At 60.0% G+C, this 24,340-nt stretch carries 22 protein-coding genes; 8 read left to right on the forward strand and 14 right to left on the reverse strand.

The features are described 5' to 3' along the window. Positions 1-7: 7 nt before the first annotated feature. The 3 genes from creC to rloA2 are packed head-to-tail and all read right to left on the reverse strand — an operon-like array spanning position 8 to position 2,625. The gene (gene creC / locus BFN10_RS14640; RefSeq protein WP_071490281.1) at positions 8-1,447 is read right to left on the reverse strand and encodes a two-component system sensor histidine kinase CreC; all 1,440 of its coding nucleotides are present in this window, start codon (positions 1,445-1,447) and stop codon (positions 8-10) included. After that, a complete protein-coding gene (gene creB / locus BFN10_RS14645) occupies positions 1,447-2,115 on the reverse strand; it encodes a two-component system response regulator CreB (RefSeq protein ID WP_071490282.1) in 669 nt (222 codons plus the stop codon). Before creB ends, creC begins: the two co-directional genes overlap by 1 nt. Positions 2,116-2,124: 9 nt before the next feature. Further along, entirely contained in the window at positions 2,125-2,625 is a 501-nt protein-coding gene (rloA2, locus tag BFN10_RS14650) for a retropepsin-like aspartic peptidase RloA2 (RefSeq protein WP_058426668.1), read from the reverse strand. Positions 2,626-2,798: 173 nt separating this feature from the next. Here rloA2 and BFN10_RS14655 point away from each other — a divergent pair, with 173 nt between their 5' ends. Beyond that, complete coding sequence (locus tag BFN10_RS14655) at positions 2,799-3,686, forward strand: acyltransferase (RefSeq protein WP_071490283.1); 888 nt, start codon at positions 2,799-2,801, stop codon at positions 3,684-3,686. On the opposite strand, the gene BFN10_RS14660 is transcribed toward BFN10_RS14655, so the two are convergent. Further along, the gene (locus BFN10_RS14660) at positions 3,683-4,255 is read right to left on the reverse strand and encodes a DUF2780 domain-containing protein (RefSeq protein WP_071490284.1); all 573 of its coding nucleotides are present in this window, start codon (positions 4,253-4,255) and stop codon (positions 3,683-3,685) included. The genes BFN10_RS14655 and BFN10_RS14660 overlap by 4 nt on opposite strands. 135 nt (positions 4,256-4,390) lie before the next feature. Between BFN10_RS14660 and BFN10_RS14665 the strand changes: the two genes are divergently transcribed. Further along, complete coding sequence (locus BFN10_RS14665; protein ID WP_071490285.1) at positions 4,391-4,849, forward strand: anti-sigma factor; 459 nt, start codon at positions 4,391-4,393, stop codon at positions 4,847-4,849. 136 nt (positions 4,850-4,985) lie between these two features. Further along, positions 4,986-5,372, forward strand: a complete 387-nt coding sequence (locus BFN10_RS14670; protein WP_071490286.1) for a hypothetical protein — start codon at positions 4,986-4,988, stop codon at positions 5,370-5,372. A 50-nt stretch (positions 5,373-5,422) separates the two neighbouring features. On the opposite strand, the gene fdhA is transcribed toward BFN10_RS14670, so the two are convergent. The 7 genes from fdhA to glyA all read right to left on the reverse strand — a co-directional run bounded on the left by fdhA (position 5,423) and on the right by glyA (position 14,265). Then, the gene (fdhA, locus tag BFN10_RS14675) at positions 5,423-6,622 is read right to left on the reverse strand and encodes a formaldehyde dehydrogenase, glutathione-independent (protein ID WP_025858777.1); all 1,200 of its coding nucleotides are present in this window, start codon (positions 6,620-6,622) and stop codon (positions 5,423-5,425) included. Between the two features lie 180 nt (positions 6,623-6,802). Continuing rightward, positions 6,803-7,660 (reverse strand): formyltetrahydrofolate deformylase, encoded by an 858-nt coding sequence (purU, locus tag BFN10_RS14680; protein ID WP_005792124.1) that lies wholly within the window; start codon positions 7,658-7,660, stop codon positions 6,803-6,805. 10 nt (positions 7,661-7,670) lie between these two features. Beyond that, positions 7,671-8,303 (reverse strand): sarcosine oxidase subunit gamma, encoded by a 633-nt coding sequence (locus BFN10_RS14685; RefSeq protein ID WP_071490287.1) that lies wholly within the window; start codon positions 8,301-8,303, stop codon positions 7,671-7,673. 103 nt (positions 8,304-8,406) lie between these two features. Further along, positions 8,407-11,424 carry a sarcosine oxidase subunit alpha gene (locus BFN10_RS14690; protein WP_071490288.1) on the reverse strand — a complete coding sequence of 1,006 codons (3,018 nt, stop codon included), beginning with the start codon at positions 11,422-11,424 and terminating at the stop codon, positions 8,407-8,409. Then, a complete protein-coding gene (locus tag BFN10_RS14695) occupies positions 11,421-11,723 on the reverse strand; it encodes a sarcosine oxidase subunit delta (RefSeq protein ID WP_010207083.1) in 303 nt (100 codons plus the stop codon). The genes BFN10_RS14690 and BFN10_RS14695 overlap by 4 nt, the downstream gene beginning before the upstream one ends. A gap of 15 nt (positions 11,724-11,738) precedes the next feature. Beyond that, positions 11,739-12,989 (reverse strand): sarcosine oxidase subunit beta, encoded by a 1,251-nt coding sequence (locus BFN10_RS14700; RefSeq protein WP_010207084.1) that lies wholly within the window; start codon positions 12,987-12,989, stop codon positions 11,739-11,741. Between the two features lie 22 nt (positions 12,990-13,011). Beyond that, positions 13,012-14,265, reverse strand: a complete 1,254-nt coding sequence (glyA, locus tag BFN10_RS14705) for a serine hydroxymethyltransferase (RefSeq protein ID WP_071490289.1) — start codon at positions 14,263-14,265, stop codon at positions 13,012-13,014. Between the two features lie 407 nt (positions 14,266-14,672). On the opposite strand from glyA, the gene BFN10_RS14710 reads away from it, so the two are divergent. Together BFN10_RS14710 and BFN10_RS14715 are read left to right on the forward strand one after the other, a co-directional pair. After that, positions 14,673-16,871 carry a hypothetical protein gene (locus tag BFN10_RS14710; RefSeq protein ID WP_071490290.1) on the forward strand — a complete coding sequence of 733 codons (2,199 nt, stop codon included), beginning with the start codon at positions 14,673-14,675 and terminating at the stop codon, positions 16,869-16,871. Between the two features lie 21 nt (positions 16,872-16,892). Further along, positions 16,893-17,921 carry an NAD(P)/FAD-dependent oxidoreductase gene (locus BFN10_RS14715; RefSeq protein ID WP_071490291.1) on the forward strand — a complete coding sequence of 343 codons (1,029 nt, stop codon included), beginning with the start codon at positions 16,893-16,895 and terminating at the stop codon, positions 17,919-17,921. 20 nt (positions 17,922-17,941) lie between these two features. Here the strand turns inward: BFN10_RS14715 and BFN10_RS14720 are convergent, their stop codons facing one another. After that, positions 17,942-18,670, reverse strand: coding sequence for a TraX family protein (locus BFN10_RS14720; RefSeq protein WP_071490292.1), 729 nt, complete (start codon positions 18,668-18,670; stop codon positions 17,942-17,944). 90 nt (positions 18,671-18,760) lie between these two features. On the opposite strand from BFN10_RS14720, the gene BFN10_RS14725 reads away from it, so the two are divergent. Both BFN10_RS14725 and BFN10_RS14730 read left to right on the forward strand, forming a co-directional pair. Beyond that, on the forward strand, positions 18,761-19,801 hold the full coding sequence (locus BFN10_RS14725) for a threonine aldolase family protein (RefSeq protein WP_058426659.1): 1,041 nt from the start codon (positions 18,761-18,763) through the stop codon (positions 19,799-19,801). Positions 19,802-19,976: 175 nt separating this feature from the next. Continuing rightward, positions 19,977-20,174: a hypothetical protein gene (locus BFN10_RS14730; protein ID WP_071490293.1), complete on the forward strand. Its 198-nt coding sequence runs from the start codon at positions 19,977-19,979 to the stop codon at positions 20,172-20,174. Between the two features lie 55 nt (positions 20,175-20,229). Here BFN10_RS14730 and gbcB read toward each other — a convergent pair whose 3' ends face one another. Beyond that, positions 20,230-21,330 (reverse strand): glycine-betaine demethylase subunit GbcB, encoded by a 1,101-nt coding sequence (gbcB, locus tag BFN10_RS14735; protein ID WP_071490294.1) that lies wholly within the window; start codon positions 21,328-21,330, stop codon positions 20,230-20,232. A gap of 281 nt (positions 21,331-21,611) precedes the next feature. On the opposite strand from gbcB, the gene gbcA reads away from it, so the two are divergent. Beyond that, positions 21,612-22,907 carry a glycine-betaine demethylase subunit GbcA gene (gene gbcA / locus BFN10_RS14740; protein WP_071490295.1) on the forward strand — a complete coding sequence of 432 codons (1,296 nt, stop codon included), beginning with the start codon at positions 21,612-21,614 and terminating at the stop codon, positions 22,905-22,907. A 660-nt stretch (positions 22,908-23,567) separates the two neighbouring features. Here gbcA and etfB read toward each other — a convergent pair. Next, entirely contained in the window at positions 23,568-24,338 is a 771-nt protein-coding gene (gene etfB, locus BFN10_RS14745) for an electron transfer flavoprotein subunit beta (RefSeq protein ID WP_071490296.1), read from the reverse strand. Positions 24,339-24,340 lie beyond the last annotated feature (2 nt).

Below are 24,340 nucleotides of genomic sequence, written 5' to 3' on the forward strand. Positions count from 1 at the left end.
GGGAGATTTATGTGGGCAATGTGGAGACTGTGTGGAGATGCAGCACCACTTGCACGCCGCCTTGCACGTTGCCGATCTGCAACGCGCCGCCGTGCAGCTTCATCACTTCCTCGACAAAGTTGAGGCCCAGGCCGGTGCTTTTGCGGCCACTGGCCGGGCGTGGCAGCGAGTAGAACCGTTCGCTCAGGCGCGGCAGGGCGTAGTCGGGAATCGGCGCAGCCTGGTTGAACAGGCTCACCTGTACGTCGTTGTGCCGGGTCTGCGCGCTGAATCTCAAGGTGCCGCCAGGCGGTGTGAAATCCAGCGCATTCTCCAACAGGTTGCCCAGGGCCTGGCGCAGCAGAAAGGGTTCGCCGTACACCTTCACATCCGCCGCAATCGTCTGTTCAACGTGCAACCCGGCGCCTTCGATCCGCGCACATTGCGCCTTGAGCACATCATCGACCATGGCTGCCAGCGGGATGCTCACCTGCTCTTCCAGGCCCTGGCGTTGCTCGACCTGCGCCAGGTTCAGCAGGCGTTCGATCAACTGCTGCAGGCGCGCGCTTTCACTGTCGATATTGCCGACGAAACGCTGCTGTTGCTCACGGGTCATGTCGCCCTGCAACAGCTCTGCCGCGCCGCGTATCGCGGCCAGCGGGCTCTTCAACTCGTGGGTCAGGGTGTGCACATAGTGTTCGACGTAGGCCTTGCCTTCCAACTGCGTGCGCATGTGCTCGACGGCGGTGGACAACTGCTTGAGTTCACCGCCACGGTAGTGCGGCAACTCGGCGCGCCGGCCCTCGCTGACCGCCTCGGCGTAAGCCGTCAAGCGACGCAGCGCAACGCTCAGCCACCACGACAGCAGCGCGCCGAGCAACAGGCCGAGAATCACCAGGCCCGCGCCGTACCACAGCAGGCGCCGCTCGGTGCGGTCGACGTAGGGCTGCAACGAGCTGTTCGGCTTGGCCACGGTGACCACGCCGATGATCTGGCCGTTGTCACGGATCGGCGCGCCCACGTGCATCACCGAGGAAGTGGGGTCATCCAGCTCGCTGCGGGTGGAGCGCGCACCGTACTCGCCGCGCAGGGTCAGGTACACGTCGTTCCATTTGGAATAGTCCTGCCCCACCGCTTCGCCCGTGGAGTCGAGCAACACAATGCCCTTGGCGTCGGTCACGTAGATGCGGTGGTTGACCTGGTTCTTCGGCAATCCCCAGATGGTCGCGCCCGGCTGGCGATTGCCATAGGCCTTGAGCAGTTCGGGCCAGTGGCTTTGGCCGAGGGTGCCGTTCTTCACGTCGTCGCGCAGGATTTCGGCCAGCAGGTTGGCGGTGTCCACCAGGGTTTCTTCGGTGGACTGGCGCACGCCAGGGCGGATTTCCTTCATCACGGTGCTGAGCACGAAGTAGCCGGTCAGGCCGATAAACAGCGCGTACACCAGGAAGATCCGCAGCCCCAGGCGCATCAGCTGTTGCCCGGGCTGTAGCTGTAGCCGAGGCCGCGATGGGTCTGGATCGGCTCGGCGTCGGCAGCCACGTTGCGTAACTTGCTGCGCAGGCTTTTGATATGGCTGTCGATGTTGCGTTCGTAACCGGCATCCGCCGCCACGCCGACCGCGTCCAACAGCTGCTCGCGGCTGAATACACGTTCAGGCTGTTCCAGCAGGCTTTGCAGCAGGCGGAATTCGTGACGCGTGAGGCTCAACGGCTGGCCGCGATACATGATCTGCATGCGCTCCAGGTCTACCTGGAACACCACCGGCGCAGCTCCTGGGCCAATGCGCTTGAGGATCGCCCTGACCCGCGCCGTCACTTCCCGAGGGCTGAAGGGCTTGACCACATAATCGTCGGCGCCGATTTCCAGCCCCACCACCCGGTCGATCTCGCCATCCCGTGCGCTGAGGAACATCACCGGCACTTCGCTGAACCGGCGCAGTTGCTTGCAGGTTTCAAACCCGGTGATGTCCGGCAGGCCGATGTCGAGGATGATCAGGTCGGCCGGCGTCTGGCGTTGATGCTCCAACGCCGCCTGGCCGAGTGTCAGCCAGGTGGTGGTGAAGCCCTCGCCTTGCAGGGCGAATATCAGCGTGTCGGCTATCGCCGCTTCGTCTTCGACAATCAGGATGTGGGGCATGGTGGTCCGTCAGCAGTCCGGTTTGTCAGCAGTGTAGCGACGCGCCGGGTTGACCGCAGCGCCGAACTCGCGCAGAGCCTTGGCGCCGATCAGCAGCGGGTAGTTGAAGCTGCTGCGGTCGGTGAGGTTGACCTCAACGGTGCGCTTGACGTCGCCCAGGCACATTTCCAGGTCGATCACCGGGCGCTTGGCCACGGTGGCTTCGTCCTTGTCCTCATCTTCGTCGGCGCGGCTCTTGATCTTGCTGATGCGCGAGACTTTGTGCTCGTAGACCTTATCGGACGCGTCCTTGCCGCCGAGGCGGAAACGCACCCAATCGTCACCGTCACGGGTGAAGGTCTGGATGTCGCGGGCCGACAGCGAGGCGGTCAGCGCGCCAGTGTCCATCTTGGCCTTGAAGGTTTCGCCGATCTCCGGCAACTGGATATATTCGTAGCGACCGTAGAGGGTCGGTTCGGCGGCCATGACCGGCACGGCAACCAGGGCGAGGGAGGCAAGAAGCAGTTTCACGAAGTGATGTCCTCGGAAAGAAGTAGGCGGATTCTAGACCGCAAAAGCGCCGGTTAGTTAGCTAACCCCACCATACCCGGCACATTGTGAAACATTCGTACGGTGATTTGCGATTTGGCCTCTAGACTCACCTTGCTTATGATGGCCCGCCCACAAGATTCCAAGAGTTACTTATGCGCCGCCTGCTCACCGGCTGTTTCGTCACCCTGCTGCTCTTGCTCAACACCCTCGTGCTGTTCGGTCCGTTGATGGTGTTTGCCCTGCTCAAGCTGGTAGCCCCGGGGCGCTTGCGTGACTACATGTCATGGGCGGTGATGTGGATCGCCGAGACCTGGGCCGAGATCGACAAGCTGATTTTCTCGCTGTGCATCCCGACCCAGTGGGACATTCGCGGCGGCGACGATCTGCGGGGTGACACCAGTTACCTGGTAATCAGCAACCACCAATCCTGGGTTGATATCCCGGCCTTGATCCAGGCCCTCAACCGGCGTACGCCGTTCTTCAAATTCTTCCTGAAAAAAGAGCTGATCTGGGTGCCCTTCCTGGGCCTGGCCTGGTGGGCGCTGGATTACCCGTTCATGAAGCGCTACACCAAGGCGTTCCTGGCCAAGCATCCCGAACTGGCGGGGCAGGATTTGAAGATCACCAAAGAGGCCTGCGAGCTGTTCAAGCGCCAGCCGGTGACGGTGGTCAATTATCTGGAAGGTACGCGGTTCAGCGAGGCCAAGCGCAAACAGCAGGGCTCACCTTTCACCCGCTTGCTCAAGCCCAAGGCGGGCGGTGTGGCATTCGTGCTGGCGGCGATGGGTGAACAACTGGATGCTGTGCTCGATGTGACGGTGGTCTACCCGCAAGACAGGATTCCAGGGTTCTGGGATTTGATTTGCGGATCGGTACCGAAGGTGATCATCGATATCCGCACCCGTGAGCTGGACCCGGCGCTGTGGCAAGGAGATTACGAGAATGATCCGGCATTTCGCCAGACCGTCCAGGACTGGGTGAACCAGCTCTGGACGGAGAAGGACGCACGCATCGAACAACTGCGCGCGGAGCGCCTTTAACTGCCGGTGCCCCAGGCCTGGGCCAGCTTGCCCAGCACCGAGCTGCTGGCACCCTGGCCACCCAGGTATTGCAGGATCACCGGGGCAAACTGGCCGACCATGCCACTGTCCATGCCCAAGGCGCTGAACGCGGTGTTCAGGTCGTTGGTGTTCTTCACATTACCCAGCAGGCCATCCAGGCCGCTGGTCTTGCTACCGCCAGCCTGGCCGAGCATCCCGCTCAAGGCCCCGAGGCTGCCCAACGCATTATTGCCCGACAGTTGGTCGAGGCCAGGCACGCTATTACCCAGTTGCGAATAGTCGTTGCCGCTCAATTTGTTCTTGGCCAGGCCCAGCATGGCGCCCGTGCCGCCCACCGCTTGTTCGGGGGTGATGTTCAGTTGCGAGGTCAGGGCGCTCAGCAACCCGGCCGTCTCGGACGACGGCGCTGCGGCCGCTGCCTTGTTGTTACCACCCTGCATGCCGGAAATGGCATTGGCCGCGTCGCCAAGGCTGAACCCTGCGGCAAGCACCGGGCCGGCTGCCAGGGTCATCAGGCAGGAAAGGGCGAAACCGCGTGAAATCTTCATCGAAACAACCTCTGGGTGTAGGGGTGAAAGCAGGCGTTTGACTGGGTATCCGACGCATTGTTCCGGCCGGGCCGAGGAACCCAATGGGAATACCAGAGTCCATGAAATGACTTCAACACAGCCAGGATTAGCCTTATGAGCGCCACACGCCCCCAAGTGATTGAGCCAACGTCCCCATTCTGGAGCCGCCCACGTGTGTTTATCGGCGCCTGCATGGCCATCGTCGCCGGCCTCGGCGGCGCGCTCTACACCCAGGATAACGTCAAGTCCGCCGCCACCCTGGTGACCACGGCCCAGCAGCCGGCCGCTCAAATCATTGCGCACAAGGATTACCTCGAAGTTGAACCGATCGCCACGGCGGCCCCGGAGCCGGACCGCAGCCTGGAACTCTGGGCCATTCCAGAAGGCAGCGCGCCGGTTTCCCTGGGGCTGTTGCCGGAAGATGGCAAAGGCATTATCGGACTCAACCCACGCCAGCAGAAAAGCATCCGCAAGCCGGTGGAGTTGATGGTGAGTTCGGAGACCAAGGGTGGGTCGCTGAGCAAGCAGCCGACGGGGCCAACTGTCTATCAGGGTGCCCTTGCAACACGTTGAAGCTGATGACCGCGATGAGCGCAAACGGCAGTATAGGATTTTCCGGAACTCAAACACCGTGACAGCCACTCAGGGCAGTCCTCTCGGTAATACACACTGGGAAGACAGCCCAATTGAACAAGGAGCTGTAACGATCATGATCGGATTGATACCCAATTTTTATGCTGCCTTCAGCGCAATCAACCATTTGCAAGCACGCGGGCAAGACCAGGCTTCACGGCCCGAGGCCACCGGGATCGACCAATGCCCCGCCGTCGGTGATATTCAATCAAAGCCCTACACAGACCCCGACCTCCCACCACCCTATGGCGAGGGCTATCAATACACCGCCACGGCCAAAGGCAAGACGTGGACAGGACAAACGGCCGCAACCAAAGACGACTATCTGGGCCCGGAGTATGAACTCAAAGCCGAGGAGATCAATGAACGAGACGGCAAGTTTCATTGCGACTACGGCGGCCAGCGGCTGATCAAGAACGGTGAGGTCGCCGATCCCTACCTGCGACTCTCAACCCTCAAATAACCTATAAAAAATGGCGACCTCCAGGGTCGCCATTTTTTCAGCTGTTTGCCTTACGCCGCACTGAACAACTTATGCGGATCAATCACAAACTTCTTCGGCACGCCCGCATCGAACTCACCATAGCCGCGCGGTGCGTCATCCAGGCTGATCACCTGCACGCCCACGATTTCGGCAATGTTAATGCGGTCCCACATGATCGCCTGCATCAGTTGGCGGTTGTACTTCATCACAGGCGTCTGGCCGGTGTGGAAGCTGTGGGACTTGGCCCAGCCCAGGCCGAAGCGGATGCTCAGGCTGCCCATTTTTGCCGCAGCGTCCACAGCACCCGGGTCTTCGGTGACGTAGAGGCCAGGGATACCGATCTTGCCCGCCACGCGCACCACGCCCATCAGGGAGTTGAGCACGGTGGCCGGGGCTTCCGCCTTGACGCCTTCATGACCATGACCACGGGCTTCGAAGCCCACGGCATCGACGGCGCAGTCCACTTCCGGCTCGCCCAGCAGTGCGGCGATCTGTTCGTGCAGCGGGGTGTCCTGGGACAGGTCGGCAATCTCGAAGCCCTGGGCCTTGGCGTGGGCCAGGCGGATCGGGTTGACGTCACCGATGATCACCACTGCCGCACCCAACAGGCGCGCCGATGCCGCCGCCGCCAAGCCCACAGGGCCGGCACCGGCGATGTACACGGTACTGCCTGGGCCAACGCCGGCGGTGACTGCACCGTGGTAGCCGGTGGGCAGGATGTCGGATAGACATGTCAGGTCGCGGATCTTCTCCATGGCCTTGTCGCGGTCCGGCAATTTGAGCAGGTTGAAGTCGGCGTAAGGCACCAGCACATATTCGGCCTGGCCGCCGGTCCAGTCGCCCATGTCAACATAGCCATAGGCGCCGCCGGCACGGGCCGGGTTGACGGTCAGGCACACACCGGTGTGTTGCTCTTTGCACGAGCGGCAGCGGCCACAGGCTACGTTGAAGGGCACGGAAACCAGGTCGCCGATTTTCAGGTTCTCGACGTCGCTGCCCTTCTCGATCACTTCACCGGTAATTTCATGACCGAGCACCAGGCCGGTCTGGGCAGTGGTGCGGCCACGCACCATGTGTTGGTCGGAGCCGCAGATGTTGGTGGAGACCACGCGCAGGATGACGCCGTGCTCGATCTTCCTGCCACGGGGGTCCTGCATTTTGGGATAGTCGATTTTCTGTACTTCGACCTTGCCGTTGCCGAGATACACGACACCACGATTACCAGACATGCTTTCACCTCGCTGTTGTTTTTATGGAACTGCGTTGCCCTTGGGATGGGCAGCGCGTTTAAGTGCTCGGGTACAGATGCTGTTCTTGCGTTGTTAGTGAGGGCCTCATCGGGGGCAAGCCCCCTCCCACATTCGACCGCATTCCAAAGGTGGGAGGGGGCTTGCCCCCGATGGCGTCAGTCAGAGCACCACCGTCCGATTGGCGTTTAAAAACACCCGCCGCTCAATGTGATACCCCACCGCCCGGGCCAACGTCAGCCCTTCGATATCACGCCCCTTGGCAATCAAGTCCTCGGGATAGTGGCTATGATCCACCACCTCCACGCCCTGGGCGATGATCGGGCCTTCGTCCAGGTCGTTGTTGATGTAATGCGCCGTGGCGCCTACCAGCTTCACGCCCTTGTTGTACGCCTGGTGATACGGCTTGGCGCCCTTGAACCCCGGCAGCAACGAGTGGTGAATGTTGATGGCCTTGCCATCGAGCTTGCGGCACAGCTCCGGCGACAGCACTTGCATGTAGCGCGCAAGGATCACCAATTCGGCGCCGGTGTCTTCCACCACCTGCCACACCTGACGCTCCTGGGACGGTTTGTCGTTGGGGTCGAGGGGGAAATGGTAGTAGGGAATCTGGTGCCAGTCGGCCAAGGGTTTCAGATCGGGGTGGTTGGACACCACCGCGACCACGTCCATCGACAGTTGGCCGATGCGCTGGCGATACAGCAGGTCGTTGAGGCAGTGATCGGCCTTGGAGACCATGATCACCACTTTTGGCCGGTAGTTCGGCGCCGTCAGCTCGAAGATCATGCCGAAGGCTTCACCGCGGGTGGCCAGGCCATCGCGGAACGCCTGTTCGTCAAAACCATCGGGCTGGCGGAATTCCACGCGGATAAAGAACCGGCCCGAAAGCCGGTCATCGAACGAGTGGTGCTCGGTGACGTAGCAACCCTGTTCGAACAGGTAGCGGGTGACCGCGTCCACCGTGCCGAGCACGCTGGGGCAGTCGGCGGTCAAAATCCATGTATCGGGTGCGCGGCTCATGGCTCATTCCTCAGGCTTGGACGCTCAGGCCGAACTCGGCCGATGCATCCTGCAACCACAACCACCAGTAATCCGAGAAGCTGCGACGGATCACCAGCTCCCAGGTGTCTTCAGCCGTGTGGCGGATCACCAGTTGCGACTTGGCGAACACCGTGCCCACTGCCTTGCCCACCGGGAAGTTGTTGGGGTGCACGTCGTAGCTGGTGGACTTCATCAGCACATCGCGCACGTTCGGGCCGCTGAGTTCGAGGATCTGCTGGCCGCCGCTGACATTGACGACCTGGATATGCAGGTCGCCCAGGGCGGCGCGCAGGTTTTGCTCGGCGGCGAATTCTTCACCGCTCGGCACGATCAGCAACCACTCATCCGGGCCGAGCCATTGCAGGCTGGTTTCACCCTTGACGATCACTTGCAGCGCGCCGGGCAACTCGATGCCGATGGCTTTGTGCACGCCGGCGGCGAAAGCTGCGTCATGGCCGTCGCCACGAATCGTCAGATGGCCCAGGAGTTTCTTTTCACGCACGGTCACGCCGGCGTTCTTGCGGCCCTTGCCGACCTGGCTGGCGAGGTCGGCGTGATGCAGCGACGACTCGGCCTTGGCGCCGGAGGTGGGGCGTTGTTGGTAAACATTGGCTGCTGTCATAAAGCACCTGTTCTGAATTCTGTTGTGAGGCTGCTGACCTCATCGGGGGCAAGCCCCCTCCCACAGGGGAATGCATTTCAACTTGAGGGAGGGGCTTGGCCTGTCAGATGTTCTGGCGATCGCCTTTGGGGTCGAAGAACACCGAAGAAACAATCTCCGCCTCGATCACGCTGCCATCGGCCTGCGGTGAGAACACCCGCTCGCCGATACGCTTCAAGCCGCCCTTGACCACACCCAGCGCAAACGAATAGCCGAGGGAGTTGTGGGCGTAGCTGGAGGTGACGTGACCGACCATCTTCATCGGGATCGATTGCTTCGGATCAAACACCAGTTGCGCGCCTTCCGGCAGCCACACCTTCGGATCGACCGGCTTCAAGCCCACCAGTTGCTTGCGTTCTTCACGCACACAGTCTTCACGGTTCATGCCACGCCAGCCGATCCACGAGAACGGCTTGGTACGGCCCACGCACCACCCCATGTTGAGGTCATCCGGGGTCATCGAGCCGTCAGTGTCCTGGCCGACAATGATGAAGCCCTTCTCGGCCCGCAATACGTGCATGGTCTCGGTGCCGTACGGGGTCAGGTTGTACTTTTTGCCGGCGTCGACGATTTTTTCCAACACACCCATGGCGTAGTCGGCCTGCACGTTGACTTCGTATGACAGCTCACCGGTAAACGAAATGCGGAACACCCGCGCCGGTACGCCGCCGACCAGGCCTTCTTTCCAGGTCATGAACGGGAACCCGTCCTTGTCCAGGTCGATGTCGGTGACTTCCGCCAGCAGCTTGCGGCTGTTGGGGCCGGACAGGGTCATGGTCGCCCAGTGGTCGGTGACCGAGGTGAAATACACCTTGAGGTCTGGCCATTCGGTCTGTTGGTAGATTTCCAGCCATTGCAGCACACGGGCAGCGCCGCCGGTGGTGGTGGTCATCAGGAAGTGGTTGTCGGCGAGGCAGGCAGTCACGCCGTCGTCGAAGACCATGCCATCTTCCTTGCACATCAGGCCATAGCGCGCCTTGCCCACGTCGAGCTTGGTCCAAGCGTTGGTGTAGATGCGGTTGAGGAACTCCCGCGCGTCGGGGCCCTGGATGTCGATCTTGCCGAGGGTGGACGCATCCAGCAGGCCGACGCTGTCACGCACGGCCAGGCATTCGCGTTTGACGGCGGCGTGCAGGTCTTCACCGTTGCGCGGGAAGTACCAAGGGCGCTTCCACTGGCCGACGTCTTCAAACTCGGCACCGTTCTTCACGTGCCAGGCGTGCAACGCGGTGTAGCGCACCGGTTCGAAGATGTGCCCACAGTGACGGCCCGCTACGGCGCCGAAAGTCACCGGCGTGTAGTTGGGACGGAACATGGTGGTGCCCATCTGCGGGATGGTCACGTTCAGCGAGCGGGCGGCAATGGCCAGGCCGTTGACGTTGCCCAGTTTGCCCTGGTCGGTGCCGAAGCCCAGCGCGGTGTAGCGCTTGACGTGCTCGACCGACTCGAAACCTTCGCGAGTGGCGAGTTCGATGGCGGCGGCGGTCACGTCGTTCTGCAGGTCGACGAATTGCTTCGGCGCCCGTGCAGTCGGCTTGTCGTGCGGTACTTGGTAAACCGCCAAAGTCGGCTCTTCCAGGCGGCTCAGCGCTTTGGGCAAGGTGCCTTCCACCGGCGCGAAACCGGCTTCGCTGGCCGCGCGCACGCCGCCTTCAAAACCATCCGCCAGGGAGTCGCCAAGGCCGTAGACCCCGTTGATCCCACCGACACACACGCGTTTCTGCGGCGCTTCGCCCGGTACAAAACCGAGGATATCTTCACGCCAGGTCGGCTTGCCGCCCAGGTGCGAAGCCAGGTGAACTACCGGGCTATAGCCGCCGGAGCTGGCTACCAGGTCGCACTCCAGCCATTCGCCTGGGCTGGTGACTTTATGCGCTTTCACATCGATCGCAGCCACGCGGGCGGCGGTCACGTGCTTGCTGCCACGGGCTTCGATCACGGCGCTGCCGGTGAGGATACGAATGCCTTTGGCGCGGGCTTCTTCCACCAGCGCGCCGCGTGGGTTGTGGCGTACATCGGCCACGGCCACCACGTGCAGGCCGGCATCGAGCCAGTCCAGGGCAACGCGGTAGGCGTGGTCGTTGTTGGTCGACAGCACCAGCTTCTTGCCCGGTGCCACGCCGTAGCGACGCACGTAGGTGGAGACCGCACCGGCCAGCATGTTGCCCGGCACGTCGTTGTTGCCGTACACCAGCGGACGCTCGCACGCGCCGGTCGCCAGCACCACGCGCTTGGCACGCACACGGTGGATACGCTGACGCACCACGCCAATCGGCGCACGGTCACCGAGGTGATCGGTGAGGCGCTCGTGAATGGTCAGGAAGTTATGGTCGTGGTAGCCGTTGACGGTGGCGCGGGGCAACAGCACCACGTCCGGCAGGGCCTTGAGTTCAGCGATGACGCTGGCAACCCATTCCACAGCCGGCTTGCCGTCGAGGCTTTCACGCGAGTCCAGCAGCGAACCACCGAACTCTTCCTGCTCGTCGGCGAGGATCACGCGGGCACCGCTGCGGGCGGCGGCCAGTGCGGCAGCCAGGCCCGCAGGACCGGCGCCGACGACCAGCACGTCACAGTGACGGTTGAAGTTGTCGTAGGTGTCCGGATCGTTCTCGGTCGGCGAGCGGCCGAGGCCGGCGGCCTTACGAATGTACTTCTCGTAGGTCATCCAGAACGATTGCGGGTACATGAAGGTTTTGTAGTAGAACCCCGGCGGCATCAGCTTGCCGCCGACCTTGCCGAGGATGCCCATCACGTCATTGTTGACGTTCGGCCAGCCGTTGGTGCTGGTGGCGACCAGGCCTTGGTACAGCGCCTGTTGCGTGGCGCGCACGTTGGGAATCTGGGTGGCTTCGGTGGCGCCGATCTGCAGCACCGCGTTCGGCTCTTCGGCGCCGGCGGCAAAGATGCCGCGAGGGCGCGAGTACTTGAAGCTGCGGCCGATGATGTCGACGCCGTTGGCCAGCAGGGCGGCGGCCAATGTGTCGCCTTCAAAGCCTTTGTAGGTCTGGCCGTTGAAAGTAAACGTCAGGACTTTATTACGGTCGATCCGGCCACCGTTGGACAGGCGATTGGTCTGGCTCATACCTTCTCTCCAGAGGCCTTGGCGGTGAATTGTGGCTTCTCACCGATCTTGTAGGTTTCAAGAATTTCGTAGGTCAGGGTGTCGCGGGTCGCGTTGAAGTACTGGCGGCAACCGGCAGCGTGGATCCACAGTTCGTGGTGCAGGCCGCGCGGGTTGTCGCGGAAGAACATATAGTCGCCCCACTCTTCATCGGTGCAGGCATTCGGGTCCAGCGGGCGCGGAATATGCGCTTGGCCGGATGCGTGGAATTCCTCTTCGGAGCGCAGTTCGCCACAGTGAGGACAGAAGATATGCAACATAGGGAATTTCTCCTGTTAGTGGGCGACGGCCGCAGCGCCGTGTTCGTCGATCAACGCACCGTTGTGGAAACGGTCGATGGAGAAAGGTGCCGCCAATGGGTGCATTTCACCCTTGGCCAGGCTGGCGGCAAACACGTTGCCTGAGCCCGGCGTGGCCTTGAAGCCCCCGGTGCCCCAACCGCAGTTGAAGAACATGTTCGGCACCGGAGTCTTGGAGATGATCGGGCACGCATCCGGCGTGGTGTCGACGATGCCGCCCCACTGACGGTTCATGCGCACGCGGGACAGCACCGGGAACATCTCGACGATGGCCTGGATGGTGTGTTCGATCACCGGGTACGAGCCGCGCTGGCCGTAGCCGTTGTAGCCGTCGATACCGGCGCCGATCACCAGGTCGCCCTTGTCGGACTGGCTGATGTAGCCGTGTACGGCGTTGGACATGATCACGCTGTCGATAATCGGCTTGATCGGCTCCGACACCAGCGCTTGCAGCGGGTGGGATTCGATGGGCAGGCGGAACCCGGCGAGCGAAGCCATGTGCCCGGAATTACCGGCAGTGACTACACCGACGCGCTTGGCGCCGATGAAGCCCTTGTTGGTTTCCACGCCGATGCACACGCCGTTTTCCTTGCGAAAGCCGATCACTTCGGTCTGCTGGATCAGGTCCACGCCAAGGGCGTCGGCGGCACGGGCAAAGCCCCAGGCCACGGCATCGTGACGGGCCACGCCGCCGCGCCGTTGCACGGTGGCGCCGAGCACCGGGTAGCGGGTGTTTTTCGAGCAGTCGAGGTATGGGATCTCGTCGGCCACTTGCTTGGCATTGAGCAATTCGCCGTCCACGCCATTGAGGCGGTTGGCGCTCACACGGCGCTCGGAATCACGGATGTCCTGCAAGGTGTGGCACAGGTTGTACACGCCACGCTGGGAGAACATCACGTTGTAGTTGAGGTCCTGGGACAGGCCTTCCCACAGCTTCATCGCGTGTTCGTACAGGTGCGCCGACTCGTCCCACAGGTAGTTGGAACGCACGATGGTGGTGTTGCGCGCGGTGTTACCGCCGCCCAGCCAGCCTTTCTCGACCACGGCCACGTTGGTGATGCCGTGCTCTTTGGCCAGGTAGTAGGCGGTCGCCAGACCATGCCCGCCGCCGCCGACGATGACCACGTCGTAGACTTTCTTGGGGGTCGGCGTGCGCCACATCTTCTGCCAGTTTTCATGGTGGCTGAGGGAGTGCTTGAAGAGGCCGAAGCCCGAGTAGCGTTGCATAGTCATTACTCCAAAACCGCGCTCAGCGATAAACCGGGAAATCAGCGCACAGGGCAGACACGTGCTTGGCCACGTTGGCCTCGACGTCGGCATCGCCGAGGTTGTCGAGGATGTCGCAGATCCAGCCGGCCAGTTCGATGCACTGCGGCACTTTGAAACCACGCGTGGTCACCGCCGGGGTGCCGATGCGCAGGCCCGAGGTCACGAACGGCGACTGCGGGTCATTCGGCACGGCGTTCTTGTTGACGGTGATGTGGGCGCGACCGAGGGCGGCGTCCGCCTCTTTGCCGGTAAGGCCCTGACGGATCAGGCTGACCAGGAACAGGTGGTTATCGGTGCCGCCGGACACTACATCGTAGCCGCGTTTGATAAATACGCTGGCCATCGCCTGGGCGTTGTCGATCACTTGCTGCTGGTAAGCCTTGAAGCCTGGCTCCAGCGCTTCCTTGAAGCACACGGCCTTGCCGGCGATGACGTGCATCAGCGGGCCGCCCTGGGCGCCGGGGAATACGGCGGCGTTGAGTTTCTTTTCGATCTCTTCATTGGACCTGGCCAGGATCAGGCCGCCACGAGGACCGCGCAGGGTCTTGTGGGTGGTGGTGGTGACCACATCGGCGTAGGGCAGCGGGTTCGGGTACAGGCCGGCGGCAACCAGGCCGGCGACGTGGGCCATGTCGACGAACAGCAGCGCCCCCACTTTGTCCGCGATCTGACGGAAGCGTGGGAAATCCAGGGTCTTGGAGTAGGCGGAGAAACCGGCCACGACCATTTTCGGCTTGTGCTCCACCGCCAGGCGCTCGACTTCGTCGTAATCGATCAGGCCGGTGTCGGTGTTGATCCCGTATTGCACCGCGTTGTACAGCTTGCCCGAGGACGACACCTTGGCGCCGTGGGTCAGGTGACCGCCGTGGGCCAGGCTCATGCCCAGGATGGTGTCGCCGGCGTTCAGCAGGGCCAGGTACACAGCGCTGTTGGCGGACGAGCCGGAGTGTGGCTGCACATTGGCGTAATCGGCGCCGAACAGCTGCTTGGCGCGCTCGATGGCCAGGGCTTCAACTTTGTCCACATGCTCGCAGCCACCGTAGTAGCGCTTGCCTGGGTAGCCTTCGGCGTATTTGTTGGTGAGGCCGCTGCCTTGGGCTTGCATCACGCGTTTGCTGGTGTAGTTCTCTGACGCGATCAACTCGATATGATCTTCCTGGCGCTGCTCCTCGGCATTCATGGCCGCCAGCAGTGCGTCGTCATATCCCTGGATCTGGTCTTGTTTGCTGAACATCGCGTCTCTCCCAGCCTTTCGTATTGTTGAGGCCCGTGCAGGGCCCTTTGATGCGATGGTAGGGCTGGCGCAGACAGGTCAAATGCCTGCGCACGCCATGCAAAGGTGCGTTTACGACATGGGTTGCTGGTCGACCTCGTTTTCAACGTACACGAAGAGGCAGGCACCTGCCCGGCAGAAAGTTTTATATACAAACAACCCTACTGAAAGAGGCTTCTTACAAAAACCACTAATAGGCAAACATTAAAATAAACTTTGAAAACACCCAACCAAATAACCACTTACAAAACGTCTTTTGCATTTCACCCTACATCAGAACTTAATTGCTCCCCGAGCAATACCTCGACTCGCGCAACAATCCGGCAACGCTATCTTGAAACTGACTTTTAAACCGCAGGAGAACAAACATGGCTTTAATTGATCAAGTCAAAGATATTTGCACCCGACTGGCCCCTGGTGGCTGGCATAACTTACTGCTTCATCACGGCCTCAACATCCTTGCACCTTCCTTGCAAGATGAACTGCGTAACGTCTTAAAGGTGGATCGAACACTCGCCGGCTTTGAAGACTTCGCGTCAAGCGGTGTACGCGGCATTGAACCCGGCAAGCCCGCACTCAGTTTGCTGTTTCACGCACTGGCCAACGCTAACGTAACAATGGATGCGAAAGGTAATCCACTTCAGATTTACCCCACGGCTGCCGAGCTGGAAACAGTCATGAACTATGTTTACGGCAGCCAACCACCCAGCCTCCAGCAATTAAAAGAACTCGCCAATGGTGCGCCCATGGCAGTGGTCGTCTTTGCTAATGAGTACCGACCGGCACCTGATACAGTTCACAAAGAACAGGCCGATATGTGTTTTTCACGAACCGGCATATCACGCGTTGGCACCGCTGAACCTTTGTACGATGCACAAAGTAGAGGGTTCCTACCTTTTGTTGCAGATGACAACCACGCCATTCGTGTCTTGCCTGCTCGATACGCCGCCTACATCGCCATCCAACGCAAAGGAGACGCCACAACTTTCGGTCCTATGCGCGTGCGCGAAAAGGACGAAACCCACGATTTTTGGGTACCCCTGCACAAACTGTTCCACGGCACCGAGTGCATTGAGGGTCTGAACCTTGACGTCCAACTGACAGCGATGCACAAAAACGAGAAAATACGCCGCCTACACTTGATGTTGGGCGCCGGGTCGGGCTGGGAAGAGCCAGACATCAGTCAACCACCTTTTGTCATAACCGAAGGGCTCGGCAACTGGCTTTGCGAACTGGAATTCGGCGCGGGGCTCATGGCAGCCTCGCCACGCAGATTTCTGGTTGAAGCGGCGCAATACAAAGGTAAGCCGTTGACCTTCAACGTACCAAAATCGCCAAGGCTGTTAGCATCCACCCTGATCGGGCCCGAAAACGCTCCGGAATATGTGCACATTCGCCATAAAGTTGACGACGCCGGCAACCTTGTTAACTTCAACCAACAGCCAGGCATCCTCAGTGAGCTGGAAAAAGGCGACTTCCAAGCCCTGCATTACCTGGACTTTACCGCAGACGGCTGGATTCAAGCTCAGTGCCCAGCGCTGGACACCGCTTTTCCAAATCGCATACCCGCCTACTCTTTGCTGTGCGCTCCCGACTTCTACCCTCTGTGTAATCAGCGGCATCTGAGCGAGTGGCTGGAGACCCTGAGTCCGGACATTCAAAAAACCGTGTTTCGGACAGCCCCTGAATGCCTGTCCGATTCTCGCTATGCGGCCAATATCCAGTCTTTTCCCACCCTCTTTTCCAGCACTGATGTCAGCATAACTGCGATTGTGGGTCACCATGGGTCAACTGTTGGACAGTCGACTGCGGCCAAACCTGATACAGCGTCGGCAAAACGTGCCTCATGCCTTCCAGATGCCGCAGCGGGAGTCTTTGCTCCTGGCTGGGATGTCGGTGCTGTCGAATACGAGAGTAGCTCGGGCGCCGTGCCGCACCTCGCAGCGTACAGGCTAGGCAGCCCTTTTCCAGAGGACGCAAAACTGTGTGCCGCGCTGAGTTCATTTTGGCCGGCAGTCGCTCCTGACGCCGCTCAATCCTTTGAACCCGACGCCGGAGCGGGCCCGACGATTAAACCGATGCTCGATCAGGAAATAGGCATCACCGCCGGTTTTTCTTGGGACGGCATCCCCGCACCACACAGTATTATTTCCAACAACGTGACACAAATTGCTTATCACAGTTATCGCTATGGTGATTATACGGAAAGCGCTCTGGAAGGTAAGTTCTCACTCGCCTTGACCGGCAAGATTGATACCTTGGAATACCAAAGACGTATTGATGCATTCCGACGTGTCAAACTTGCACTCGGCTCCCTGCATGAAAAATGGTTTATACGCTCGTTCAAAACTATAACGTCCGACGATTTAAGAGAGCTCGACGCCCCTCTAAATTCAAACGTCAAACTTGATGCCGCCGCTTATCGATTCGAACTCTATCGCTATGAACCAAGCGCCTCTCCACACTTCAATAAAACCTTAATCAAAGTCATAGAAACTTCAAATTATCTCGTCTGGCCACATGTCATTTTTCACCAATCAGGCACGCGTCCATGGCAACCCGTTTAACCACAACTAAAGTCCGACACGATGACTGACTACGATGTCGTCATAATAGGCGCCGGCCCAGCAGGATGCGCGACGGCTATTGCTTGCGCTCAACATGGCTTGAGGGTGGCCATTGTTGAGCGCCTTTCATTTCCTCGCGAACGTCCTGGCGAAACACTGCATCCTGGCATAGAGCCTCTTCTTAAACAGCTAGGTGTGATGAACCAAGTGCAGGCGGGCAAATTCATCAGGCCTTTTGGAAACTGGGTAACGTGGGATAAGGAACGAAACTTTACTCCCTTCGGAAATGATGCCGATGGCGCTTGGTCAGGGTTTCAAATACCCAGGTCCACATTGGATGGTTTTTTATTGGCGAAGGCAATCGCGCTGGGGGTCCAGGCCCTGCAGCCTTGCCATGCAAAAAAGGTACTCCTGGAAAACGGTCGTGTCATGGGCGTGCAAACCCTTACCGGGGCTCTGTCTTGCCGCCAGCTTGTGGATGCCAGCGGCGCTCATGGCTGGCTCACACGTCAGCTCGGGCTGGGATCACGTTGCTACTCACCGCCACTTACGGCCCTGTATGGTTATACGAGCGGAACGGTCGACGAAAGTGCACTGGGTATTTTCGCCGATCGGCTGGGGTGGTATTGGACCGCACAGGTAGGACGAAAGCTGTATCACTGGACACGCCTCTATTTTGAGCACGCTCAGATCTGCAAGGCATCTGCTGTTCCATCCTCCTTCGAACACCTGACCCACGTGGGGAAAATGCAGGGTGCCGATGTTACTTGGAGAATCTGCGAGCAATCGGCAGGCAATGGCTACTTCATCGCGGGAGACGCCAGCACGGTGATAGATCCGGGCGCCTCTCATGGGGTTCTTAAAGCACTAATGTCAGGAATGATGGCCGCCCAGGCTGTCATCGAAGGATGTGACAACCCAACGAATCAACAGGTTATTTCCCTGCAGTACCGACGATGGATACGGGACTGGTTCGAGAGCGATGTAAAAAGAATGCGTGAACTGTATCGTGCCCATCCGTTCCCTCCTCCCTGGCTTGAAAAGCCATAGCCAATACGGCCCTTGCGCGGTCAAGCAATCACCTGTCGAACGGCAAGCAACACCATAAAATGCGCGGGGTAAAGGCTATACGCCCAGCGCCGCATGGCGGGTGGCGCGGCGTTTTTGGCATGTCGCAGCAGGACCAAGCCGAGCAGTGGCGCGACCATGCACACCGTCAGTCCCGACAGCGCCAAAAACGTACCGCTGTTGAGCAGGGCCTGCCATTGATTGGCTACGACGCAGACCGCGCCCGGTAATATGCTGAAATACCAGGGACGACAAAACACCAGAACCATCGCCAGTGGCAGTAATACGCCAAAAAAGCCAAACATCAGTTGCGTGGAAAACACGGCTGCGATCATGACAGCAATCAGCGCCAATCCTCGATCAAGAAGCGCCTTCTGATGCCATCCTCTGGCAACCAGCAAACCCAGCGCCAACGTCGGCAATACGTTCAGCGTATCGGCATCCTCGATAAACATCCGGTATGGCACTTCGCTGATCACACTGAACAGCAACAGCCACCCCACGTAATGCCATTGGCGCGTCACTGGCGTGCCTGCGACTCGATGCAGGTTGGCCGCAATCGCCAGGCAAAACCACGGAAACGCCAGGCGCCCCGGCACATACAGGCCATCCAGGCTTAAACCGACATAGCGCAGGTGGTCCAGTACCATACTCAACAGCGCCAGCCACTTGAGCAGATCCAGAGCCCCATCGCGGACACGTCCGACAGGCATCGTTCCAGTACCGTGCATAATTCCCCAGTGACTTTGCATTTACAGTGCGTGCGCACCCGCGACAATCTTGGTTACAGTGCGCACCAACATCGACCACAGGAATGGGCCATGACCGACAAGAGCCAACAATTCGCCAGTGACAACTATTCCGGCATCTGCCCGGAAGCCTGGGCCGCCATGGAACAAGCCAACCAGGGCCATCAACGCGCCTACGGCGATGATGAATGGACCCACCGCGCCGCCGACGGTTTCCGCAACTTGTTCGAAACCGACTGCGAAGTGTTCTTCGCCTTCAACGGTACCGCCGCCAACTCACTGGCGCTGTCTTCGCTGTGCCAGAGCTACCATAGCGTGATTTGCTCGGAAACCGCCCACGTCGAAACCGACGAATGCGGCGCGCCGGAGTTTTTCTCCAACGGCTCCAAGCTGCTCACCGCCCGCACCGAAAACGGCAAGCTGACCCCGGAGTCGATCCGCGAGATCGCCCTCAAGCGCCAGGACATCCACTACCCCAAGCCACGCGTGGTCACCCTGACCCAAGCCACGGAAGTCGGCAGCGTGTACACCCCGGAAGAAATCCGCGCCATCAGCGCCACCTGCAAAGAGCTGGGCCTGAACCTGCACATGGACGGCGCACGCTTCTCCAACGCCTGCGCGTTCCTCGGCTGCTCGCCCGCCGACCTGACCTGGAAAGCCGGTGTGGACGTGCTGTGCTTTGGCGGCACGAAGAACGGCATGGCCGTGGGTGAAGCGATCCTGTTCTTCAACCACAAGCTGGCCGAAGACTTCGACTACCGCTGCAAACAGGCCGGGCAGCTGGCATCGAAAATGCGCTTTCTTTCGGCCCCGTGGGTAGGTCTGTTGGAAAACGACGCCTGGCTCAAACACGCACGCCATGCCAACCACTGCGCGCAGCTGCTGAGCAGCCTGGTGGCGGATATTCCCGGCGTGGAGTTGATGTTCCCGGTGCAGGCCAACGGCGTGTTCCTGCAACTCTCGGAGCCGGCCATCGCAGCGTTGACGGCCAAGGGCTGGCGTTTCTACACCTTCATCGGCAAGGGCGGCGCGCGCTTTATGTGTGCGTGGGATACCGAGGAAGAGCGTGTAAGAGAATTGGCTGCGGACATTCGGAAAGTGATGGAAGCCTGAAAAGACGGGCCTCTCAGCCCATTCTCAGAGACTGTTTGTACGTGTTTCCGACAGTATCTATCTAGCCCCTGCCCTGGATAAGATCCCGTCACCCCGAAACAACGGACGCGTTTTTTCGGGCTGACTGCCTGCCGAATAATCGGCTGGAAATGGAAATCCTATCGAGGGCAACATCATGGAAATTCAATGCTACACCACTGACTCTCAACTGCGCGGCGACGTCAATGCCACGCTCGTCAGCCTGGATGACCTGAGGAAGCTGGCGAACGTCGGCGACACCATCGTCGAGCCATCCCGCACCTTTACCGTCACCGGAAAAGAGTTCGAAATGACAGCATCGGGCTCGTACATCATCAACCTGTTTGTGCGTTAAGCACTGACTGTGGGAGGAGGCTTGCCCCCTCCCACATTTAGAACGGCTTCGTTAGTCAGAACTCGATACGCACATCACCCTTCGGCACGCTGCAGCACGACAGGATGTAACCCTCGGCTTCATCTTCCTCGGTAATCCCGCCGTTGTGGTCCATCTCGACCTCGCCACCCAGCTTCATCACCTTGCACGTACCACAGATGCCCATGCCGCAGGCTTTCGGGATCAGCAATCCAAGCTTCGCAGCAGCGGCGTGGACAGTTTCGCCAGGGGCCACGCGAATACTTTTGCCCGACGCAATGAACTCCACCTGATGCAGATCCGCCAAGTCGATTTCCGGCGCTTCGGCGGCCTGTTCGGCTTGTTCCACCGCATCGGCACGGGCTTCCGGCGGCGTGGCGCCGAAGGACTCCTCGTGATACCGCGTCATGTCGAAACCGGCCACTTCCAGCAAGCGCTTCACTGCGTTCATGTAAGGCGTAGGCCCGCAACAGAACACTTCGCGCTCGAGGAAGTCCGGCACCATCAGTTCGAGCATCTTGTGGTTCAGGTAACCGCGATAACCGGCCCATGGCTCGCCCAACCCGTGCTTCTCGCAAATCAGGTGCAGGCTGAAGTTGTCGATTCGCGACGCCATGTGCTCCAGCTCGCGGTGGTAGATGATGTCCTTGGGCGAGCGGGCGCTGTGAATAAAGGTCATGTCGACATTGGCGTTGGTATCGTAGAACCAACGGGCCATGGACATCACCGGCGTGATGCCGACGCCGCCGCTGAGGTACAGCACCTTCGGGCTCGGATAGTCGATGGCATTGAACAGGCCCACCGGCCCGTGCACCGCCAGCTCCTGGCCTTCGTGCAGGGTGTCGTGCAGCCAGTTGGAAACCTTGCCGCCCGGTACACGCTTGATGGTCACCGAGAAGCTGTAAGGCACCGACGGCGAGCTGGAAATGGTGTAGGAACGCATGATCGGCTGGCCTTCGATCTCCAGCTCCAGGGTGACGAATTGCCCTGGCTTGAAGAAGAACAGGATCGGCTGATCAGCCATGAAGCAGAAGGTGCGTACGTCCCAGGTTTCCTGGATGACTTTGACGCACCGGACAATGTGCCGACCATTGGCCCAGGTCTGGGTGGTTACCGGATTCAGGAAATTATTGGACATGTTGTTCTCCACCGCCGACGTCGGCCTTATGGTGGCGATTCTGCGTAACGCCGGAACCGCCCATTTACCTATCTGCGACATTCACATACTTATCGCGACCAGCCCCCAACGACCTAGGGTTGCGCGTCGGGAACAGATTGGGCCATGTCGCCCACGGATAAGGTTCTGACGTTGCGCGGCCCCACACTCGCTCCCAACAACGACGCTTTCTTTATGCCTTGCGTAGTACAACCGTAGCCACTATTCGCCGGCCACACAGAATGGCCATGAGGACACACACGATGGACGTCACCGCAACCTTAAGCTTGGGCGATCCGCTGGAACCCGCACGCAAGGCCACCGCGCAGATGCTGCAAGAGCGCGAGCGCACTTTCTCGCTGCCACAGCCGTTCTACTCTGATGAGCGGCTGTTTGATATCGACATGCAGGAGATCTTCCAGAAAGAGTGGTTGATCGCCGGCATGACCTGCGAGATCCCCACCAAGGGCAACTACCTGACCCTGCAAGTGGGCAAGAACCCGATCATCGTGATCCGTGGCGCCGAAGGCGTGGTGCACGCGTTCCACAACGTGTGCCGCCACCGTGGCTCGCGCTTGTGCACCAGCGACAAGGGCAAGGTCGCCAAACTCGTGTGCCACTACCACCAGTGGACCTACGAGCTAGACGGCCGCCTGCTGTTCGCCGGCACCGAGATGGGCGCCGACTTTGACATGAAGCAGTACGGCCTCAAGCCAGTGAACGTGAAGACCGCCGGCGGCTACATCTTCATCAGCCTGGCGGAGAACCCGCCGGCCATCGACGACTTCCTGTCGACGCTGAACCACTACATGGAACCCTACGACATGGAGAACACCAAGGTGGCGGTGCAAACCACCTTGATGGAAAAAGCCAACTGGAAGCTGGTGCTGGAAAACAACCGCGAGTGCTACCACTGCAACGCGTCGCACCCGGAACTGCTGAAAACCCTGCTGGAATGGGACGACGTCACCGATCCGCGCGCCGACCAGGCGTTCAAGGACCATGTAGCCGCCTCTGCCGCCGCCTGGGATGCCGAGAAGATCCCTTACGCCCACGCCAGCTTCGGCCTGCGTAACCGTATCGTGCGCATGCCGCTGCTCAAAGGCACCGTGTCGATGACCATGGACGGTAAACAGGGCTGCGCCAAACTCATGGGCCGCATCAAGAACCCGGACCTGGGCTCGATGCGCATCCTGCACCTGCCCCACTCCTGGAACCACTGCATGGGCGACCACATCATCGTGTTCACTGTGTGGCCGATCAGCGCCCAGGAAACCATGGTCACCACCAAGTGGCTGGTGCACAAGGACGCCGTGGAAGGTGTGGACTACGATGTGGCACGCATGCGCGAAGTGTGGGACGCCACCAACGACCAGGATCGTCGCCTGGCCGAAGAGAACCAGCGCGGGATCAACTCCACCGCTTACCAGCCTGGCCCGTACTCCAAGACCTATGAGTTCGGCGTGGTGAACTTCGTGGACTGGTATAGCGAGCGCATGCTGCACAACCTTGGGGCCGCTCCGGCGCCCTACCTCAAGGGTGTTGCCGCTCACGAATGACACGTTGGTCCGGGGGGCTGAATTGTACAAAAAACATTCAACCCCCTGCTTCCCCTTGTTTCCCCTGCCCTCCAGCCTTTGCCCAACAACTTATCCACAGAGCCACCCACAGCAATTGTGGACAAGCGCCGCACCAGCCTGAAATTAAGTGAATAAAATCCGTGACTTATTCAAACCAGTGAGTCTGGGCCGGCTTTGTTCGTTTTTTGAACAACCTAATGAAAGCCATGATTGACGTGGCTTGTAGCAGTACACGAACACCTTATCCACAGATGCACCAACAGACTTTGGGGGCAACTCCGATCACGCTGTGGAAAACCACCTCAAAGCTTCATGAATCTAGGCTTTCAGGCGTCTCAGCTGAGAAACCGCTTACATCGATCAGATTTTGATCAACTCCATGCAGGCCTTTATTAATAAGGCCCTCAGCCGAGAGCAAACACGTTATCCACAGAAGCACCAACAGACTATGGGGGCAAGTCGGTTCAGAGAAATACACCGATGCAGCGAAAAACCCCATCAAAAACCTTCAGTTAGCTTGGTTATTTTTCGTACATGGGACTCTAGCGCTTGATTCATCAGGGGTGTGGACAACCGCGAACAGGTTATCCACAGACAGGTCAACAGGGATTGTGGGTAAACCACAGTCCCTGTTCATGTTCAGCGAACCACACCTTCCTCAACCAATAGCTTGAGGATCGCCTGGGCGCCCTCTTCCGGGCTCACACCCTTGAGCACTTGCCCACCGCCACCACTGGCCTTGGCCGTGGCGGCTTTCATCCGATCAGCGCCGCTCTTGGCCTTGATCACCTTGAGACGCTTGGGCCGTGGCTTGGCCGGCTGCAACACCGCCGCATGGAACAGCTCATCCTCTTCAATCCGGACTTCATGGGCCGCCAACTCACCGCGTTGCGCCGGGCCGTAGGCGCTTTGCCGTGGCTTGGGCGCAGCGTTATCCACCGTCGCCAGGAACGGCAGGCGCACCTTCAAGCGCCGCCGCTGACCACGGGGCAAGGCTTGCAGCACATGGGCCACACCGCCGTCGATGGACTCCACCTGCGCCAGCCCCACGATCAGCGGCCAACCCAGTTGCTCGGCCAGCAGGAACGGCAGCATGCCCGAGCCTTCACCGGTTTCGGCCTGGCTGCCGGCGAGCACCACTTGGGCACCCGCATCGCGCAGGTACTCACTGAGCACCGGCAACGCATCGCTACCCGCCGGTTGCTCCAGCACATGCAATTGCGGCAGGCCCATGCCCAGGTAGCTGCGCAGGGTCGGTTCGGCGATGTTGCCGGCGTGCAGCACCTGCAACTTATCCCCAGCCATTTGCAGGCCCAGTTCCACAGCGCGGGCATCCTGCTCGGCACGGCGCGGGCGCCCGGAAGTCGGGTGGGCGCCGATGGACACCAGGCTGATTACATTCGTCGTCATGG

The organism is Pseudomonas extremorientalis, assembly GCF_001870465.1.
Classification (GTDB): Bacteria; Pseudomonadota; Gammaproteobacteria; order Pseudomonadales; family Pseudomonadaceae; genus Aquipseudomonas; species Aquipseudomonas extremorientalis.

Coding starts and splice junctions, on each gene's coding strand:
- fdhA (WP_025858777.1), bottom strand. CDS start 6,622: ATGTCTGGTAATCGTGGTGTCGTGTATCTCGGCAACGGCAAGGTCGAA.
- BFN10_RS14695 (WP_010207083.1), bottom strand. CDS start 11,723: ATGTTGCATATCTTCTGTCCTCACTGTGGCGAACTGCGCTCCGAAGAG.
- glyA (WP_071490289.1), bottom strand. CDS start 14,265: ATGTTCAGCAAACAAGACCAGATCCAGGGATATGACGACGCACTGCTG.
- purU (WP_005792124.1), bottom strand. CDS start 7,660: ATGAGCCGCGCACCCGATACATGGATTTTGACCGCCGACTGCCCCAGC.
- BFN10_RS14710 (WP_071490290.1), top strand. CDS start 14,673: ATGGCTTTAATTGATCAAGTCAAAGATATTTGCACCCGACTGGCCCCT.
- BFN10_RS14690 (WP_071490288.1), bottom strand. CDS start 11,424: ATGAGCCAGACCAATCGCCTGTCCAACGGTGGCCGGATCGACCGTAAT.
- BFN10_RS14685 (WP_071490287.1), bottom strand. CDS start 8,303: ATGACAGCAGCCAATGTTTACCAACAACGCCCCACCTCCGGCGCCAAG.
- BFN10_RS14730 (WP_071490293.1), top strand. CDS start 19,977: ATGGAAATTCAATGCTACACCACTGACTCTCAACTGCGCGGCGACGTC.
- BFN10_RS14655 (WP_071490283.1), top strand. CDS start 2,799: ATGCGCCGCCTGCTCACCGGCTGTTTCGTCACCCTGCTGCTCTTGCTC.
- BFN10_RS14660 (WP_071490284.1), bottom strand. CDS start 4,255: ATGAAGATTTCACGCGGTTTCGCCCTTTCCTGCCTGATGACCCTGGCA.
- gbcA (WP_071490295.1), top strand. CDS start 21,612: ATGGACGTCACCGCAACCTTAAGCTTGGGCGATCCGCTGGAACCCGCA.
- etfB (WP_071490296.1), bottom strand. CDS start 24,338: ATGACGACGAATGTAATCAGCCTGGTGTCCATCGGCGCCCACCCGACT.
- gbcB (WP_071490294.1), bottom strand. CDS start 21,330: ATGTCCAATAATTTCCTGAATCCGGTAACCACCCAGACCTGGGCCAAT.
- BFN10_RS14725 (WP_058426659.1), top strand. CDS start 18,761: ATGACCGACAAGAGCCAACAATTCGCCAGTGACAACTATTCCGGCATC.
- creB (WP_071490282.1), bottom strand. CDS start 2,115: ATGCCCCACATCCTGATTGTCGAAGACGAAGCGGCGATAGCCGACACG.
- creC (WP_071490281.1), bottom strand. CDS start 1,447: ATGCGCCTGGGGCTGCGGATCTTCCTGGTGTACGCGCTGTTTATCGGC.
- BFN10_RS14665 (WP_071490285.1), top strand. CDS start 4,391: ATGAGCGCCACACGCCCCCAAGTGATTGAGCCAACGTCCCCATTCTGG.
- BFN10_RS14715 (WP_071490291.1), top strand. CDS start 16,893: ATGACTGACTACGATGTCGTCATAATAGGCGCCGGCCCAGCAGGATGC.
- BFN10_RS14700 (WP_010207084.1), bottom strand. CDS start 12,989: ATGCAACGCTACTCGGGCTTCGGCCTCTTCAAGCACTCCCTCAGCCAC.
- BFN10_RS14670 (WP_071490286.1), top strand. CDS start 4,986: ATGATCGGATTGATACCCAATTTTTATGCTGCCTTCAGCGCAATCAAC.
- BFN10_RS14720 (WP_071490292.1), bottom strand. CDS start 18,670: ATGCACGGTACTGGAACGATGCCTGTCGGACGTGTCCGCGATGGGGCT.